At 35.5% G+C, this 17,443-nt stretch carries 13 protein-coding genes, 1 tRNA gene and 3 rRNA genes; 2 read left to right on the forward strand and 15 right to left on the reverse strand.

The window, feature by feature from the left end:
* Nucleotides 1-36: 36 nt before the first annotated feature.
* From KTC92_RS12250 to KTC92_RS12280, 7 genes are all read right to left on the reverse strand, one after another.
* Nucleotides 37-450 carry a tetratricopeptide repeat protein gene (locus tag KTC92_RS12250; protein WP_220287439.1) on the reverse strand — a complete coding sequence of 138 codons (414 nt, stop codon included), beginning with the start codon at nt 448-450 and terminating at the stop codon, nt 37-39.
* Between the two features lie 195 nt (nt 451-645).
* On the reverse strand, nt 646-1,347 hold the full coding sequence (locus tag KTC92_RS12255; protein ID WP_216304196.1) for a response regulator: 702 nt from the start codon (nt 1,345-1,347) through the stop codon (nt 646-648).
* Nucleotides 1,316-2,947: a DUF4118 domain-containing protein gene (locus KTC92_RS12260; protein ID WP_258280597.1), complete on the reverse strand. Its 1,632-nt coding sequence runs from the start codon at nt 2,945-2,947 to the stop codon at nt 1,316-1,318. Before KTC92_RS12260 ends, KTC92_RS12255 begins: the two co-directional genes overlap by 32 nt.
* A gap of 175 nt (nt 2,948-3,122) precedes the next feature.
* Nucleotides 3,123-3,623, reverse strand: coding sequence for a hypothetical protein (locus KTC92_RS12265; RefSeq protein ID WP_216304194.1), 501 nt, complete (start codon nt 3,621-3,623; stop codon nt 3,123-3,125).
* On the reverse strand, nt 3,599-5,134 hold the full coding sequence (locus KTC92_RS12270) for a TrkH family potassium uptake protein (protein ID WP_220287443.1): 1,536 nt from the start codon (nt 5,132-5,134) through the stop codon (nt 3,599-3,601). Before KTC92_RS12270 ends, KTC92_RS12265 begins: the two co-directional genes overlap by 25 nt.
* A 113-nt stretch (nt 5,135-5,247) precedes the next feature.
* Nucleotides 5,248-5,907 carry a TrkA family potassium uptake protein gene (locus KTC92_RS12275; protein ID WP_165413760.1) on the reverse strand — a complete coding sequence of 220 codons (660 nt, stop codon included), beginning with the start codon at nt 5,905-5,907 and terminating at the stop codon, nt 5,248-5,250.
* A complete protein-coding gene (locus KTC92_RS12280; RefSeq protein ID WP_220287445.1) occupies nt 5,904-6,557 on the reverse strand; it encodes a TrkA family potassium uptake protein in 654 nt (217 codons plus the stop codon). Before KTC92_RS12280 ends, KTC92_RS12275 begins: the two co-directional genes overlap by 4 nt.
* A gap of 671 nt (nt 6,558-7,228) precedes the next feature.
* Between KTC92_RS12280 and KTC92_RS12285 the strand changes: the two genes are divergently transcribed.
* Complete coding sequence (locus tag KTC92_RS12285; RefSeq protein ID WP_220287447.1) at nt 7,229-7,804, forward strand: response regulator; 576 nt, start codon at nt 7,229-7,231, stop codon at nt 7,802-7,804.
* A gap of 31 nt (nt 7,805-7,835) precedes the next feature.
* Here KTC92_RS12285 and KTC92_RS12290 read toward each other — a convergent pair.
* The 8 genes from KTC92_RS12290 to KTC92_RS12325 form a co-directional block, all read right to left on the reverse strand.
* Nucleotides 7,836-7,911 (reverse strand) — tRNA-Lys (locus tag KTC92_RS12290).
* Nucleotides 7,912-7,917: 6 nt separating this feature from the next.
* Nucleotides 7,918-8,034, reverse strand: a 5S ribosomal RNA gene (rrf, locus tag KTC92_RS12295).
* Nucleotides 8,035-8,119: 85 nt separating this feature from the next.
* Nucleotides 8,120-11,045 (reverse strand): 23S ribosomal RNA (locus KTC92_RS12300).
* A gap of 292 nt (nt 11,046-11,337) precedes the next feature.
* A 16S ribosomal RNA gene (locus KTC92_RS12305) occupies nt 11,338-12,855 on the reverse strand.
* Together the 16S, 23S and 5S rRNA genes with 1 tRNA gene alongside form the textbook arrangement of a ribosomal RNA operon.
* Nucleotides 12,856-13,026: 171 nt before the next feature.
* Nucleotides 13,027-13,149: a hypothetical protein gene (locus tag KTC92_RS12310; RefSeq protein ID WP_258280598.1), complete on the reverse strand. Its 123-nt coding sequence runs from the start codon at nt 13,147-13,149 to the stop codon at nt 13,027-13,029.
* 414 nt (nt 13,150-13,563) lie between these two features.
* Complete coding sequence (locus KTC92_RS12315) at nt 13,564-13,782, reverse strand: DUF3892 domain-containing protein (protein ID WP_220287900.1); 219 nt, start codon at nt 13,780-13,782, stop codon at nt 13,564-13,566.
* 268 nt (nt 13,783-14,050) lie between these two features.
* The gene (locus KTC92_RS12320) at nt 14,051-15,469 is read right to left on the reverse strand and encodes an IS1182 family transposase (RefSeq protein WP_258280577.1); all 1,419 of its coding nucleotides are present in this window, start codon (nt 15,467-15,469) and stop codon (nt 14,051-14,053) included.
* A 197-nt stretch (nt 15,470-15,666) separates the two neighbouring features.
* A complete protein-coding gene (locus KTC92_RS12325; RefSeq protein WP_165415008.1) occupies nt 15,667-16,542 on the reverse strand; it encodes a YitT family protein in 876 nt (291 codons plus the stop codon).
* 210 nt (nt 16,543-16,752) lie between these two features.
* Between KTC92_RS12325 and KTC92_RS12330 the strand changes: the two genes are divergently transcribed.
* Complete coding sequence (locus tag KTC92_RS12330; protein ID WP_216304615.1) at nt 16,753-17,427, forward strand: uracil-DNA glycosylase; 675 nt, start codon at nt 16,753-16,755, stop codon at nt 17,425-17,427.
* The last annotated feature ends 16 nt before the right edge of the window (nt 17,428-17,443 follow it).

Here is a 17,443-nt window from a genome sequence, read left to right on the forward strand (position 1 = left end):
GATCACCTTAGATACTCCTTGAATTGTAAACACTATTTAGCACCTTGACTTTGCACCGGTCTCATTATTTTTAAAATGTCCAACACGTACCCCCTTATAACTATTAAAATATGCTGTTTGATTTTCTTTCTCCATATTATCTCCGTAATCTATATTTTTTTCATTAAATATATAAAAAAATGAAGTTAATTTCTCTAAATTTCTATCTGCTGGTTTATAAGTTGGATCAAACACATATGATGCTCTATAATATTTACACGCCATAGCTGCATCGCCTTTATATTCTGAAATAACTCCTAGTAAATTGTACACTTCTGCCGAATGATCATTTTGAATCATAGCTGCATATAGATACATATGTGCTAGATCATATTTATTTGACTTTATTTCATTAATAGCTTCTTCTATATTATTTTGAAAAGAACTTTCTTCATTACTATTTGTTAACATATAATCACCCCAGGTTATCCTTTCACTTTATATTTATAATTATAATTATAATTATATCTTATCAAAATCACCATGAACTTGATATTAAGAAAGTATAAAGATAAATCCTGATGTATAAAGATTATGTTAATATTTTAAGTTACGTCTTATTTTTTTGCAAAAAAAAATGAAGCTAAAAGCTTCATTTTTGGAACATTATTCATCTACTAAACGATAACCTACTCCAACCTCCGTTATGATATACTGCGGCCTAGCAGGATCCTTCTCTATTTTTCTTCTTATATTAGCCATAAATACCCTAAGAGACTGTGTATCATTCTCAAAATAACTTCCCCAAATCTCATCAACTATATATTTATGAGTTAACACGCGTCCTGCATATCTTGACATTAGCTCAATTAGTTTATATTCCATTGGTGTTAAATGTATCTCTTTATCTAAAATTATAACTTTACGTTTTTCAAAATCTATCTTTAAATCCTTCACCTTAAATACTGACTGCACATCGTTTTGTGACTTATTCTCTCCATTAAAATGTCTAAGTGCCACTCTAGTTCTAGCTAAAAGCTCTGCTACACTAAAAGGCTTGGTCAAATAATCATCTGCACCTTTATCTAAGGCTTCAACTTTTTCCCTTTCAAGTCCACGAGCTGAAACAACTATAATCCTAGCTTTTGTAGACTCCCTTACTTTCTCAATAACATTAAGTCCATCAATATCTGGTAACCCTAAGTCCAAAATTATTATATCTGGATTATGTGAAAAAATAAGTGTTATAGCCGCATTCCCAAATTCAGTTTCAATGCACTTATATCCCTGTGCTTCAAGCGAAATTTTCATAAATTTTTTAATAGGCTTATCATCTTCAACTATTAAAATCAAAGGCTTCATATCCACTGCCATCACTCCTTATTACAGGTAAACTAAATCTAAAAGTCGCCCCACCAGAAGAGTTATTTAAAGCTTCCATATATCCACCATGTGCTTCTATTATAGACTTACAAATAGCAAGTCCCAATCCTATCCCTCGCTTTTCTAGGGAATTACCCTTAGCCTTGGTATAAAACCTATCAAATATAGTTGGTATATCTTCTTCTGGTATGCCTTTTCCATTATCTGACACCTCAAAAACCACACTATCTTCCTTTTCTGTAACTTTAACTTCTATAATAGAATCACTCTGTGAATACTTGATGGCATTATCAATCAAATTAATAAACACTTGTTCTATTAATAATCCATCTACAAATAATATAACCATTTTTTCTGGTAGTTCAATCTTAATATTATGACTTCCCGAAAACCTTGTAACTCTCGATATAGATTCAGCAACAAGTTCTTCAACAATCTCTACCTCTTTCTTAATTTCAAGCTTACCTTCATCTATCCGTGTCATGCTTAATATATTTTCAACTGAATGTATAAGCCAGCTTGTATCTTCATAAATTATTTCAAGAAGTTCTTTCTTGGTATCATTATCAAGTACATCATAATTATCACTAATAGTAGAAACTGACCCTAATATTCCTGTTAGCGGAGTTCTTAAATCATGCGAAATTGACCTTAAAATATTGCCCCTAAGCCTTTCCGACTCAGTCTCTAAATTTATCTGTCTTTTCTTTTCGTATAACTCTTCTCTTTCAATAGCTAAAGCGATTTGTGTAGAAACGGACTCTAGAAGGATCTTTTCATTTTTTGATAACACATTTTCTTCTAAACATGCGATGCCAATAATTCCAAGAATCCTATTTTGTCCTTTAATGGGATGGTAATATCCAATACTATTTAAGGAAATTTCAGCTTCAATGCCAACTGATTTGCCTGTTTTAAAGCATTTTTCAATTGCTCCAACCTCTATATCTGACTTAAAAATCCCCCTACTATATTCTCCATTAAGCATATATTCACTTGGCTGTTGCAAATTATTTTTATCATCTACTATAGCTATCATAATATTTCTGTTAAACATATCAACTAAATTATCGCCACAAAACTCAACTACTTGTTTTTTATTTCTTGCCGTAAGCAATGATTTATTAATTTTATATAAAATTTGCATTCTATTTTCACGTATATAAGATATCTTAGCTTGCGACTTAACTCTTGAAGTTAAAGTGCTTGTAATAATTGCTGCTATAAGCATTATAATAAAAGTCACTGGATAATCAGCTCTATAAGCTAGAAAGGTATAATATGGCACCGTAAATAAAAAGTTAAATGATAGCACTCCAATTATCGCGGCCAGTATACCATAACCATATCCATCAGTACTTCTTGATACGAATAATACACCTAAAATAAATACTATTATTACATTTGATTCATGTAACCCAATTTTTCTAAATATCAGAGATATTACAGTGGCTAAACTCATAATTACTATAGTTTTAACCACATTGGTAATCATTATTGTTTTAGGTTTGATTTCTTCATAATCACTATATTCATATTCACTAGAAATTTTGAAAAACTTCTCATCAAATTTACCTTTCTTCAAACTCCACATCACCTTCCTAATATATCTAAATATCGTTTATTTAAACTATGACTATCCTAAATGCCTCTTAATTAGCAATGCTAATCTTGAATAATCCATTACTTAAAAAGGATATCTAGTACTATGCTTAGTATGGACAAAATAGTTTTAGTTTTAAAGTTCTAAAAAAAGCATTTCACTTTGAAGTGCTTTTAGTAAATTTTATATATGAAAAAATTAAAGCAAGTGTGATGACTGTTAATATTATTGCTATACCTTTTTTATTGTTACTTATAGGGATTGCTACTTTGTGCCCAGGCTCTATAATTTTAACCGAGCTTGCATGGATATCCATATCCCCCCCATGATCCTTACAAGCCCTATTAAAAGTTCCATTTATCTTAACTATATCTCCCCTATAACCATACTTACCAAATTTTTTTATACTTTGAACTTGTTCAGATTTAATCCATATTCCCATAGCTGTGCTTCCATCATTGATATTTACCCATGAGTATTTACCTCTATTCATACATTCACCAATAGCTTCACCCTTTAATGTAATTTTACTATTATCAATATTTTTGCTATTTTCGATTAATTCATTAAAATTACTATATTCCTTTGCCATACATGTTATTGAAAAAGAAAAAGCCAAAATACACACTACTATTATTGTTTTAAAAGTCTTAACCATAATTTCTTTATGCCTCCAAATGTGACTCCTATTAGCGCAAACACAGATATGAATTCTAATCTTCCTAAATACATTGCAATTATATAATATACCTTCATTGCAGTAGGCATTGTAGGCGCCGTAATCCCAATGGATAATCCTACATTTCCTGTAACTGAAGCTGCTTCAAAAGCTGAACTGAGCACTGGGTATCCATAATAGGTTCCCAACGCAGTACCTATAAAAAATAATATTATATATAATATTATTATTAGGTAAGCAGATTTCACCATTGCATCCTCTAAGATAATTTCCTTTATATGATGAAATTTAAACACCTTTATTTTTCTATCAGAATTTAATAATTTGTTTACCTCTGCAATTATACTTTTAAAAACCAATCCTACCCTTAATCCTTTAAACCCACCTGCCGTAGAACATGCTGATCCACCTATAAGCATGGCTATTATAAGCATAACCACAGGAAAATCGCCCCATTCAGTTGCAAACTGTCTGGCATAAAGATTACCAAACCCTGTAGTTGTATGCGCTGATAATACATTATAAATACCTTTTCTGAAAACCGATATACCATTACTATATACACCTGAATTTGTTAGTTTTAACGCTGTAAAAAAAGAAATAATTAAAGCTGTAATAAAAAAACTCTGTGTTTCAATATTCTTGAATATCTCTTTTTTGTTGCCTTGCCATACTGCATAATGTAATGCAAAATTTAAAGAACCAATGACAAAGAAAATCATTGTTAATAACTCATAGGAAAGACTATGATAATACAGAATGTTTTGAGACATTGGTGCAAATCCACCAGTACTCCACGCAGACATAAAAATAAATAATCCATGAAAGAAAGCACTTACAGGCTGCATGCCTATAAACATTCCATTAATCCAAAGCATAATAGTACCTACAATTAAATACACAATACTTATTTTCCATATAATTCTTGCTGTGTTTTTTACATTAGGTACGAGTTCAGCATCCTTACCTTCACCAACATACATTTTGTAAGCACCTAAAGTATGGTTTACCATAAAACTTAAAGCTAGTACCACCATGCCTTGGCCTCCAACAAAGGTAAGAATGTGTCTCCACATATTTAATCCTAGAGAAAGATGGTCAAGATTTTGAATAAGTAGGACTCCTGTGGTTGTAAATCCACTCATAACATCAAAACATGCATCTAAGAAAGATGTTGTATTTCCACTGAGTTCATAAGGCACCGCACATAACAAAGTTAATATAATCCATGAACTAGATGCAATAATTAACCCATGCTTCCATTGCAACCTTACTTTATCAACCTTGTCTTTACCTGTAAACATAAGAACTATACCTAAACTAATCGCTATATTTATACTAATAATAAAATCTAAAAGCGCGCTCCATTCCTTAAATATCAATGAGATCAATATGGGTATCAACATTAAACTTGCAGTTCCCATTATTACATAGCCTACATAAAAATTTATTATTTTAAAATCATCAAAGTTTTTTGTTATTTTTTTCATATAATCACCTTGCCAAAATCATATTAATGCCATATAAAATAAATAAAAATGTTAATGTATATCCTATCTCTGTAATTACTCCGCATACAATTTTTTTATTAGTCATAATATATTTACCCTCCAATTATAGATTTTTCTACATCATTTTTTTTATCTGTATTTGTGATAATAAGTACTTTATCACCTTCTTTTATATCTACGCAGCCTCTTGGAAAAATTACTTCCCCACTTCTTATTATTGATAGTATTACACATTCCTTAGGTATATTTAACTGCTCTACTGATTTATCTTTCCATGCGCTTCTTTTATCTATTTTTGCTTCTACTAATGTCATTTCTCCTTTATTAATGCTTTCTATAATTTTCAGTGGTTCGCTATTAAATTCACCCTCTATCAAATTGCAAATTACTTGTGTGCTACATACAGTCTTATCCACTCCTAACGCTTCGAAAATTGCTGTATTTTTAGGATTGTTGATTCTAGCTATTGTTTCATTAATATTAAAGTTTACTTTAGCCATCTGACATATTACCAGGTTTTCCTCATCTTTTCCCGTTACTGCAGCTACAACTTCAGCTTGCTCTATATCCGCATCTTCTAATACTTCAACATCTGAGCCATCCCCACATATTACATCTACTTCAAGTTCTTCGGCAACCTTTTCACAAATTTTTGTGTTTTTTTCTATTAACACTACCTGATGTTTTTTTTCTTTTAATGCTTTAACAAGATAGTATCCTACCTTCCCACCGCCAACTACTATTGCTCTCATCTAAGTTTCTCCTTCATTATTGCCTTTACTAACTTTTCTTTATTCTCCTTATTTATGCTACAAATTATTTTGTCACCCTTTTCCAATAGTTCATTTCCATTTGGTATAATAAGTTCCCCCTTTTTGGAAACTGCACATATCCTACAATTAAACTTATCTTCTATTTCTAAAATGTTATTAATTCTAAGTCTGTTTATTGTAATCTCCTCTATTGATATATCATTATTTAATATCAATAATGCATCTGATTTTTTATCTATTATTTTGTTTTTAATTATATTTATACTTACTTCAGTTGGACTTATAGTTTGTAGTCCTAGTTTTCTATAAATAAATTCCCTTGATGGATCAAAAATTCTAGCTATTACTTTAGGCACCTTAAATATATCTTTTGCAATTTGACTAGCCATAATATTTATATTATCTGCTGGAGTCATAGCTAAAAATATATCTGCTTTATCTATTCCCGCGTCTATTAATATATCATTATCTATCTCCACTCCTTTAATTCTAATTCCATTAAATCCACTTCTAAGTCTCTCTAGATTTTCCGCATGTTTATCCACTATTACCACATCATGACCGTCATTAGACAATTCCATAGCAAGTCCGCTACCTAATCTACCACAACCTATTATTACAATATACATAGTATGTTCTCCTTACTTAAATTTCTTTAAAAAAAACCATAGCTGAATTTAAAACTACTTTTAGTAAGTTAATATGAATTTACTATTAAATTTAAATACCATATGCATATTTTAAGCAATTATAGGAAGTAATGCAACTTTGCATAACTGTCCTTAAAATCATTCTCCTACCTGTTATATGTGGTTTAAGAAATCTAGCAATTCTATTCTTTGTTTACATTCGTTTTTGTTCATTTTCCTCATAGTACTAACTCCATAATTGAGTATATAACTTACTTAAAAGAAGTACAGTGTGTTTTTATCTATAATTTGCATATAACACATATTTTACATGTTAAAGTATTCACTTGTAGTTGATTATAATTAATAAAAGTAATATATAAACTTAAAAATACAGATGAGAATATTATCAGGATTATTATTTTATTTAAAATCCTTACTCAACTAAAATTAAGCTATAATTCTACACCATTAAGTGTTAAAATTATAGCTCTATATGTTTAACGACATTTCAGAAGGAAAGTCTCCCACTTCTATAAGTGGGAGTTACATACTCTAACAAATAGAAAACTTCAGCGGGAGTATAAATCTCCTTCTGAAGTCGTTAATGTTTCAGCTCCGCAGGAGATGATTTAATAATACAATTTTTCACTTGGGAAAGAAGGACTGCTATGAAAAGAGCTTTAGTTGTAGATGATACAAAAAATATTCGTACGTTGCTAGGCATTTACCTTAAACTAAACAATTTTGAAGTTTTGATGGCTACTAATGGCCATGAAGCTTTATCATTAATTGATACTGTGCCCGTAGATTTAATATTTTTAGATATTAAAATGCCCGAAATAAGTGGCACAGAAGTTCTAAAACGAATTAGAACTAAAGGAATAACCGCTCCAGTAGTAATTATGACAGCTTTTGCCACAGTTAAAAATGCAGTGGATTGTACTAAACTTGGGGCAATTACTTATTTACAGAAGCCTTTTACTACAGATAAGATTAAAACTATTCTTGCTGAATTGACTACAAAAGATGATACCTATGATAAAAATATTGAACACCAAATAATTACTATAAAATATTTAATAAATGAAAATAACTTAGAAAAAGCATTAGATACTTTAAAAGTGGTTTTATCCACCGATCCAAGTATTCCGGAGATTTATGAATTAATGTCTATAGTATATAGTAGACAAGGAGAATTAAAAAAATCGAAAATATTTCATAATATGTCGGAACAATGGAAATAAAAAAAAAGCACTTCATAAAGAAGTACTTTTTTGGTGGCTTACCGGGGAATCGAACCCCGGACACCATGATTAAAAGTCATGTGCTCTACCAACTGAGCTAGTAAACCATGTTTACCTGGCGACAACCTACTCTTCCACAAGGTCACCCCTGCAGTACCATCGGCGCATTGAAGCTTAACCTTCGTGTTCGGTATGGGAACGGGTGTTACCTTCATGCCATAATCACCAGATTGAGAATATAAATATTCTCTGAAAATTGCACAGTGAATTAGTCTTCTTCCTTACGTCCGAAGCTTCGCGTTATTTCTAATTATTTAGGTCAAGCCCTCGACTTATTAGTATTAGTCAGCTGAACATGTTACCATGCTTACACCTCTAACCTATCAACCTGGTGGTCTTCCAGGAGTCTTACTAACACCGCACTTACGTGCGAGTTATGGGAAATCTCATCTCAGGGTGGGCTTCACGCTTAGATGCTTTCAGCGTTTATCCCTTCCAAACATAGCTACCCAGCGATGCCACTGGCGTGACAACTGGTGCACCAGAGGTTTGTCCATCCCGGTCCTCTCGTACTAAGGACAGCTCCCTTCAAATTTCCTACGCCCGCGACGGATAGGGACCGAACTGTCTCACGACGTTCTGAACCCAGCTCGCGTGCCGCTTTAATGGGCGAACAGCCCAACCCTTGGGACCTACTTCAGCCCCAGGATGCGACGAGCCGACATCGAGGTGCCAAACCTCCCCGTCGATGTGGACTCTTGGGGGAGATCAGCCTGTTATCCCCGAGGTAGCTTTTATCCGTTGAGCGATGGCCCTCCCACGAGGTACCACCGGATCACTAAGCCCGACTTTCGTCCCTGCTCCACTTGTAAGTGTCGCAGTCAGGCTCCCTTCTGCCTTTGCACTCTTCGCGCGATTTCCAACCGCGCTGAGGGAACCTTTGGGCGCCTCCGTTACTTTTTTGGAGGCGACCGCCCCAGTCAAACTGCCCACCTAACAATGTCCTGTGACCAGATTCATGGCCTCCAGTTAGAACCTCAGTACTGTCAGGGTGGTATCCCAAGGATGACTCCACACAGGCTGACGCCCATGTTTCTCAGTCTCCCACCTATCCTGTACAGACAATACCGAAATTCAATGCTAAGCTACAGTAAAGCTCTACGGGGTCTTTCCGTCCAATCGCGGGTAGCAAGCATCTTCACTTGCACTACAATTTCGCCGGATGTGTTGTTGAGACAGTGCCCAAATCATTACGCCATTCGTGCGGGTCGGAACTTACCCGACAAGGAATTTCGCTACCTTAGGACCGTTATAGTTACGGCCGCCGTTTACTGGGGCTTAAGTTCATACCTTCGCTTGCGCTAAGTAATCCCCTTAACCTTCCAGCACCGGGCAGGCGTCAGCCCCTATACATCAGCTTTCGCTTTAGCAGAGACCTGTGTTTTTGCTAAACAGTTGCTTGGGCCTATTCTCTGCGACCTACTTACGTAGGCACCCCTTCTCCCGAAGTTACGGGGTCAATTTGCCGAGTTCCTTAACAACAATTCTTCCGATGGTCTTAGGATTCTCTCCTCACCTACCTGTGTCGGTTTGCGGTACGGGCACCAATATCCTCGATAGAGACTTTTCTTGGCAGCGTGGAATCAGATACTTCGGGAATAAATTCCCTTCCCCATCACATCTCAGCGTTAAGAGCAAACGGATTTGCCTGCTTGCTCCGCCTAAATGCTTAGACACACATCCAATAGTGTGCACATCTTATCCTCCTGCGTCATCCCATTTCTAATAACGTCCATTGGTGGTATCGGAATATCAACCGATTGTCCATCACCTACGCCTTTCGGCCTCGGCTTAGGTCCCGACTAACCCTGAGAGGACGAGCCTTCCTCAGGAAACCTTAGGTTTTCGACCGTTAAGATTCTCACTTAACTCTCGCTACTCATGCCAACATTCTCACTTCTGTACCGTCCACCACTCCTTACGGTATGACTTCAGCCAGTACAGAAAGCTCCTCTACCGCGTACACAATTGTGTACACCCATAGCTTCGGTGGTAAGTTTTAGCCCCGGACATCTTCGGCGCAGGATCTCTTGACTAGTGAGCTATTACGCACTCTTTAAATGAGTGGCTGCTTCTGAGCCAACATCCTAGTTGTCTTAGAAATCCCACATCCTTTTCCACTTAACTTACACTTTGGGACCTTAGCTGATGGTCTGGGCTGTTTCCCTTTTGACTACGGATCTTATCATTCGCAGTCTGACTGCCGAAATAAAAGTATATGGCATTCGGAGTTTGATAGGGTTCAGTAACTGTTGTCAGCCCCTAGCCCATTCAGTGCTCTACCTCCATTACTCAATTAATCGACGCTAGCCCTAAAGCTATTTCGAGGAGAACCAGCTATCTCCGAGTTCGATTGGAATTTCTCCGCTATCCACAGCTCATCCCATGGTTTTTCAACACCAACGTGGTTCGGACCTCCACGGAATTTTACTTCCGCTTCATCCTGGCCATGGATAGGTCACCCGGTTTCGGGTCTACGACATGCAACTATGCGCCCTATTCAGACTTGGTTTCCCTTCGGCTCCGTACCTTAAGTACTTAACCTTGCTACATATCGTAACTCGTTGGCTCGTTCTACAAAAAGCACGCCGTCACACATATAAAGTGCTTCGACCGGTTGTAGGCACACGGTTTCAGGTTCTATTTCACTCCCCTTCCGGGGTTCTTTTCACCTTTCCCTCACGGTACTTCTTCACTATCGGTCACTAGGTAGTATTTAGCCTTGGGAGGTGGTCCTCCCAGCTTCCCACAAGGTTTCACGTGTCTCGTGGTACTCTGGATTAGATCTGACTGTTTTTCCTTTTCATTTACAGGCCTATTACCTTCTGCGGAGCAGCTTTCCAGCTATCTTCAATTAAGGAATTGCAGTATTTATGATCTATCCTCAACCCCCAGATCAAAGACCTGGGTTTGGGCTCTTTCCCTTTCGCTCGCCGCTACTTAGGAAATCGATGTTTCTTTCTCTTCCTCCGGGTACTTAGATGTTTCAGTTCCCCGGGTCTACCTCTGCATACCTATTTATTCAGTATGCAGTACATAGTTGTTACTATGTGGGTTCCCCCATTCGGAAATCTTTGGATCACAGGCTATTTGCGCCTACCCAAAGCTTATCGCAGCTTAACGCGTCCTTCTTCGGCTCCTAGTGCCAAGGCATTCGCCATGCGCCCTTTGTAGCTTGACCTTGATTCTGTCTATTTACATAGACGGTTATATTAATTTTGCGAAATTGTATTAAATTAATTTATAAACTACTTGCGTAGTTTTAATTTTTTTAAAACAACTTTTTTCACTGTGCAATTTTCAAAGAACATTTTAAGAAAAACTATTCATTATCTAACTCCTAAGAGTTAGATAAAATTAGTCTCTCAAAATTAAACAGAGAACTAGGTACGATTAATTACAATAGATATTTTTGAAGAACAAATTAATATTCTTCTATTGCATCGACCGAAGTCAATACATCTACTCCCTAGAAAGGAGGTGATCCAGCCGCAGGTTCTCCTACGGCTACCTTGTTACGACTTCACCCCAATCATCAATCCCACCTTCGGCCGCTGGCTCCTTACGGTTACCTCACGGACTTCGGGTGTTACCAACTCTCATGGTGTGACGGGCGGTGTGTACAAGGCCCGGGAACGTATTCACCGCGACATGCTGATTCGCGATTACTAGCAACTCCGGCTTCATGTAGGCGAGTTGCAGCCTACAATCCGAACTGGGATGAGTTTTTGAGTTTGGCTCCACCTTGCGGTCTTGCATCTCTTTGTACTCACCATTGTAGCACGTGTGTAGCCCTAGACATAAGGGGCATGATGATTTGACGTCATCCCCACCTTCCTCCCGGTTAACCCGGGCAGTCTCACTAGAGTGCTCAACTTAATGGTAGCAACTAATGATAAGGGTTGCGCTCGTTGCGGGACTTAACCCAACATCTCACGACACGAGCTGACGACAACCATGCACCACCTGTCACCCTGTCCCGAAGGACTTCGCCCATCTCTGGGTTATGCAGGGGATGTCAAGTCTAGGTAAGGTTCTTCGCGTTGCTTCGAATTAAACCACATGCTCCGCTGCTTGTGCGGGCCCCCGTCAATTCCTTTGAGTTTTAATCTTGCGATCGTACTCCCCAGGCGGAATACTTAATGTGTTAACGGCGGCACCGAGGTTCGACCCCCGACACCTAGTATTCATCGTTTACGGCGTGGACTACCAGGGTATCTAATCCTGTTTGCTCCCCACGCTTTCATGCCTCAGCGTCAGTTACAGTCCAGTAAGTCGCCTTCGCCACTGGTGTTCTTCCTAATCTCTACGCATTTCACCGCTACACTAGGAATTCCACTTACCTCTCCTGCACTCTAGACACCCAGTTTCAAATGCAGCACCCAAGTTAAGCTCGGGTATTTCACATCTGACTTAAATGTCCGCCTACGCATCCTTTACGCCCAGTAAATCCGGACAACGCTTGCCACCTACGTATTACCGCGGCTGCTGGCACGTAGTTAGCCGTGGCTTCCTCCTCTGGTACCGTCATTATCGTCCCAGAAGACAGAACTTTACAACCCGAAGGCCTTCATCATTCACGCGGCGTTGCTGCGTCAGGGTTTCCCCCATTGCGCAATATTCCCCACTGCTGCCTCCCGTAGGAGTCTGGACCGTGTCTCAGTTCCAATGTGGCCGATCACCCTCTCAGGTCGGCTACGCATCGTCGCCTTGGTGAGCCGTTACCTCACCAACTAGCTAATGCGCCGCGGGTCCATCTCAAAGTGGAATTTTCCGAAGAAAAATCCTTTGATGTTTCGATCATGCGACCAAAACATATTATGCGGTATTAATCTCCCTTTCGGGAGGCTATTCCCCTCTTTGAGGCAGGTTACCCACGTGTTACTCACCCGTCCGCCGCTAATCCACCCCGAAAGGTTTCATCGCTCGACTTGCATGTGTTAGGCACGCCGCCAGCGTTCGTCCTGAGCCAGGATCAAACTCTCAATTTAAAAGTTTACACTTTTTTAGTTGAAATGATTAATCTGCGACAACTGTTAAGTTGTTACGCAAGCTCATTACATACTTTTAGTCTTACGACTAAATTTTACTTTATACTAAAGTAATTAACTGGTTTAACGAAATATTATTTCGCTATCTTTACCTATTTCTCTGTTTAATTTTCAAAGACCAATTTGCTTTGTCATCATGTGATGACTGCTACTATTATATCTGTTATATCTTAAGTTGTCAACAGTTTTTTTAATTCTTTTAACTGTTATTCTTCTTAATCTTTCTTGCTTCATCACTATTGAACCGCAGCGACAATTAATATAATATCATCTTTCAAAAACATAATATTTCATTTTTTTCTTTCATACGACAATTATATACAGTATTCTTTATAATGCTATTGTATGTTAAGTTTCTTTTGTACTGACACACTAGGAATAGTATACCTTTATACACCAAATAATATACCAGCTTCATCACATTATACTTAGTTATAAATAAAGTGTAAGCCCTCTACATTAAGAAAAAACTCAATAAAGAGGACTTGCAACTATTATATTAAATAATCACCTGCGGTGCTGCAACTGCTTCGCAGAAGATGCATCGACGACTTCAGAAGAAAATTTATACTGCCACTGAAGTTTTTTCTTTATTATAGTCCGTAACCCCCTCTTATACAAGAGGGGGACGTTCCTTCTAAAATGTCATTAAAAATTCGGAAGATTATCTAAGTTGTCTTCTGTGATACTATTGGGTGATGACCTTATAACATCATTCCCATTTCTATTTTTACCAACAATCACCGATTCTACTGTTCCCTTCTTTGCTAACGCTACAACCTTACTCACATCCAATTCTTCACCTGTACTAGTTAATACATTTGTGATATCTCCGTCTGCATTTTTTCTTACCTTAACTATCTTCATAAAAATACATCTCCTCGTTAATTAATATAAGTAGAATTCAACATCTAAATTTTTTTAATACTATATTGTTTTTTATGTTAGCTTTTACATCACATATTTAGTATTTCCCTTTTTACCATTGTTTTATTACTAAACTATTACAAATCATATAAATTAACATTTACTAACTATCCTTTTAATATAATGAAAGCATGTAACTAATTACATGCTTCAGGTTGTTTACAAACCCAGTATAATTTTTTTATTATACTGGGCTTTTTACATGCAATTATGCGATAGCGCTTTGAGTTATGGATAAATTTAAAATAACAACTATCTTCTTAGTTAGAAAATCAAAAAACAGTAAAGATAGCAGGCTAGCTATCTTTTTCATATTCTGCACTGCTGCTGTAAGCAGACACTGCTCTTGCACATTTTCTAATCCACGCATATGGCAATAGCGAAGCCCATGCAGTTGTTTTGAATCTGCGAAGCTTCGCTCTATAGTTTCTTTTCTTCTTCTATATATATTTCTGCCTTTATCTGTTCTGGTGAACTTTACAACATCTTCTTTATACGTTTCCCAAACATGTCTTCTAATAGTTTTAAACTTGCTTTTTGCAGAAAAGCATTGAGCTCTATTTGGACATATCTCGCAATATTTTGCATTACCAACATATTCTTTATATCCTTCTCTTGTTGTCGTTTTATAATGTAAAGCCCTTAAGTCAGGGCATACGTAAATGTCCTGTTCTTTAACATATTGGAATTTATTTTTTGTGTACATTCCTTTTGTATGTGGAGACCTACGGTATCCCATTACAGATTTTAATTCCCTCTCATATAGTTCTTTACATATAAGATTTGTAGCATAACCAGCATCTGCACCAACATATTTTGTATTAAAATTAAACTTTTTTATTTGCACATCTAATCTATCGATATAAGGATCAACATCATTTATGTTTCCAGGAGTAACATACACATCAGTAATTATATTATGTCTGCTATCGACAGTTCTGTGATCTAAATATGAGAAGCCTTCCGGCTTGCCATCTCTCATCATATATCCACTGTCGGGGTCGGTTGTGCTAACTTTAGTTTCTTTTATTTTGGTAACAGGTTCTTTTTCCTTTAAAGGTTTTTTACCATGGTTTATTCTATCTTCTTCCACTGCTTTATTAAGTTCAGCTACATATTCTTTCGGCGTTTTTTCAACTTCAATTTTCACAAGCTTTCGCTTATTAGCATTTGCTTTTAGGTGTGTAGAATCTGTGTAAAGTATTTTACCGGTTACCATCTTAAGATTTATAGCCTTAAATACTACTTCGTCAAATATTTTTTGAAACACATCTGTACCTTTAAACCGTCTACGTCTATTTTGGCTAATTGTTGAATGATCTGGAATAGGATCAGTAAGACTTAGTCCTAGAAACCATCTATAAGCCACATTTACTTCAATGTCCTTTACAAGTTGTCGTTCAGATTTTATTCCAAATAAGTACCCAATAAACAGCATTTTAAAAAGTATAATAGGATCTACGCCAGGTCTTCCATTATCTAAGCAGTAATATTTTTTAGTCAGTTCTCTTATAAAAGAGAAATCCATGTATTTATCTATATTTCTCAGAATATGGTCTTTAGGAACTAAATCTTCTAAATACACCATTTCTAGTTTTTGTTGTGTGAAGTTCTTTTCATTAATCATAATAATGCCCTCCGAATTATAAAGTTTGTATACTATATATATTCGACATTGATGTCCTAAAATCCTTTTTGAATATGAAAAAAAACACTCCAATTTTAAATTAGAGTGTTTTACATTTTATGTTTGTCAACGGTCTGAAGCATGTAACTAATTACATGCTTTCATTATATTAAATCATCTCCTACGGAGCTGCAATATTAACCTATAGGGCTTTTAAATCCATTACCTTCAACCTCAGCTATATCAATTATAGAAATAAAAGCTTCTTGGTCTATAACTTTTATTACTCTCTTAATTTGTGGTAGTTGACCCAATGAAACAACACAATACACTATATTTTTTCTATGTTTAGTATATGCGCCTTCTCCATATAAAATAGTTACTCCTCTATTAAAATTACTCATTATCGCATCACTTACTTCTTTTTCTTTTTCTGATACTATTAAAAGCATTTTTCGTCGGTTTAATCCATTCATAACTTTTTCCATAACAGCCACCGTAATATACATAGAAATCAGAGTATATAATCCAACTTTAAAATTAAATAATACAGATCCAACAGCTACAATTAAGAAATTTATTGTAAAGCTCATTATACCTATTTCTATATCATATTTCTTTTTAGCATATATAGCTAAAATATCCATACCACCTGTAGATCCTTCATTAGAAAAAACAATTCCAGTCCCTATACCTGAAAGTATCCCGCCATATATACAGTAAAGAAGTCTATAAGACTCTTCAACAGGAGCAAGAACATTATTTAAAGATGAGGTAAGCATTAAACAAACCGATAGCGAAATGGTCCCCAATATCGTAAATGCAGTGAATTTCTTATTTATTTTTAATATACTTAATATAAGAAGTGGAATATTAAATATCAATAATGTAATACCCATTGGAAGATTGAAAATATACTGTAACATTAGCCCTATTCCTGAAAGCCCTCCACTAAGAAGCTTATTTGGAATTATAAATAAATTTATTGCAACCGCTAAAATAAAAGTGCCTAAAATAATAAGAACTATTTTCTTAAATAAATCTTTAAAATCAGTGCTAGATACCTTTTTCATAAACTATCTCCTTGTCTTTCTCTGAAATACAAAACAGCTATTAATTGGTTTGTACCATATATTTTTGTATCTTCTTCTATTATTATATACCATTTAACACTTAAAACAAGCAGAAGTACCATCCTATATTTTTATAATTTATACAATGAAAATAACAACTTATTTTATGAAAATAAATGCATTTATGTTACACTTAATTGAGGTGATTTTATGAATAATTTAGTAAATGATTGGAACGAGCTCTTATTAGAAGAATCTAATAAAGATTATTATTTAAAATTAAGATATTTTTTAAAAGAAGAATATGAAAAGGCGCAAATATATCCTGAAATGCAGGATATATTTAATTCACTTAAATATACGGCATATAATGATGTAAAAATTGTTATACTTGGTCAAGATCCTTACCATGGACCTAGCCAAGCTCACGGTTTAAGTTTTTCTGTAAAAACAAATGTACCCATTCCCCCTTCTTTATTAAATATATATAAGGAATTAAATAATGATGTAGGCTGTTATATTCCTAATCACGGTTATTTAAAGAAATGGGCTGATCAGGGTGTTCTGCTCTTAAATACCGTTCTTACTGTTAGATCCGGAGAGGCTAATTCACATAAAAATAAAGGTTGGGAACATTTTACGGACAAAATCATTGCTTTATTAAACGAGAAAACAGAGCCTATAGTTTTTATTTTATGGGGGAACAATGCTCAGACAAAACAATCTCTTGTAACAAATCCAATACACTACATAATAAAGTCTGTTCACCCAAGCCCATTATCCGCATATAGAGGTTTTTTTAATAGTAAACCTTTTTCTGATGCTAATAATTTTTTAACTTCGGTAGGCGAAAAAAACATCGATTGGCAAATTGAAAATTTATAAATATATCACTCCAACT

The organism is Clostridium sp. CM027 (assembly GCF_024730565.1).
GTDB classification, from domain to species: domain Bacteria; phylum Bacillota; class Clostridia; order Clostridiales; family Clostridiaceae; genus Clostridium_AD; species Clostridium_AD estertheticum_B.

Bases quoted from the DNA above. Each gene is read 5' to 3' on its own strand.
- KTC92_RS12315 (WP_220287900.1), bottom strand. From the start codon at position 13,782: ATGAAGATAGTTAAGGTAAGAAAAAATGCAGACGGAGATATCACAAAT.
- KTC92_RS12330 (WP_216304615.1), top strand. From the start codon at position 16,753: ATGAATAATTTAGTAAATGATTGGAACGAGCTCTTATTAGAAGAATCT.
- KTC92_RS12325 (WP_165415008.1), bottom strand. From the start codon at position 16,542: ATGAAAAAGGTATCTAGCACTGATTTTAAAGATTTATTTAAGAAAATA.
- KTC92_RS12265 (WP_216304194.1), bottom strand. From the start codon at position 3,623: ATGGTTAAGACTTTTAAAACAATAATAGTAGTGTGTATTTTGGCTTTT.
- KTC92_RS12270 (WP_220287443.1), bottom strand. From the start codon at position 5,134: ATGAAAAAAATAACAAAAAACTTTGATGATTTTAAAATAATAAATTTT.
- KTC92_RS12275 (WP_165413760.1), bottom strand. From the start codon at position 5,907: ATGAGAGCAATAGTAGTTGGCGGTGGGAAGGTAGGATACTATCTTGTT.
- KTC92_RS12310 (WP_258280598.1), bottom strand. From the start codon at position 13,149: ATGAAGCAAGAAAGATTAAGAAGAATAACAGTTAAAAGAATTAAAAAA.
- KTC92_RS12285 (WP_220287447.1), top strand. From the start codon at position 7,229: ATGAAAAGAGCTTTAGTTGTAGATGATACAAAAAATATTCGTACGTTG.
- KTC92_RS12280 (WP_220287445.1), bottom strand. From the start codon at position 6,557: ATGTATATTGTAATAATAGGTTGTGGTAGATTAGGTAGCGGACTTGCT.
- KTC92_RS12320 (WP_258280577.1), bottom strand. From the start codon at position 15,469: ATGATTAATGAAAAGAACTTCACACAACAAAAACTAGAAATGGTGTAT.
- KTC92_RS12250 (WP_220287439.1), bottom strand. From the start codon at position 450: ATGTTAACAAATAGTAATGAAGAAAGTTCTTTTCAAAATAATATAGAA.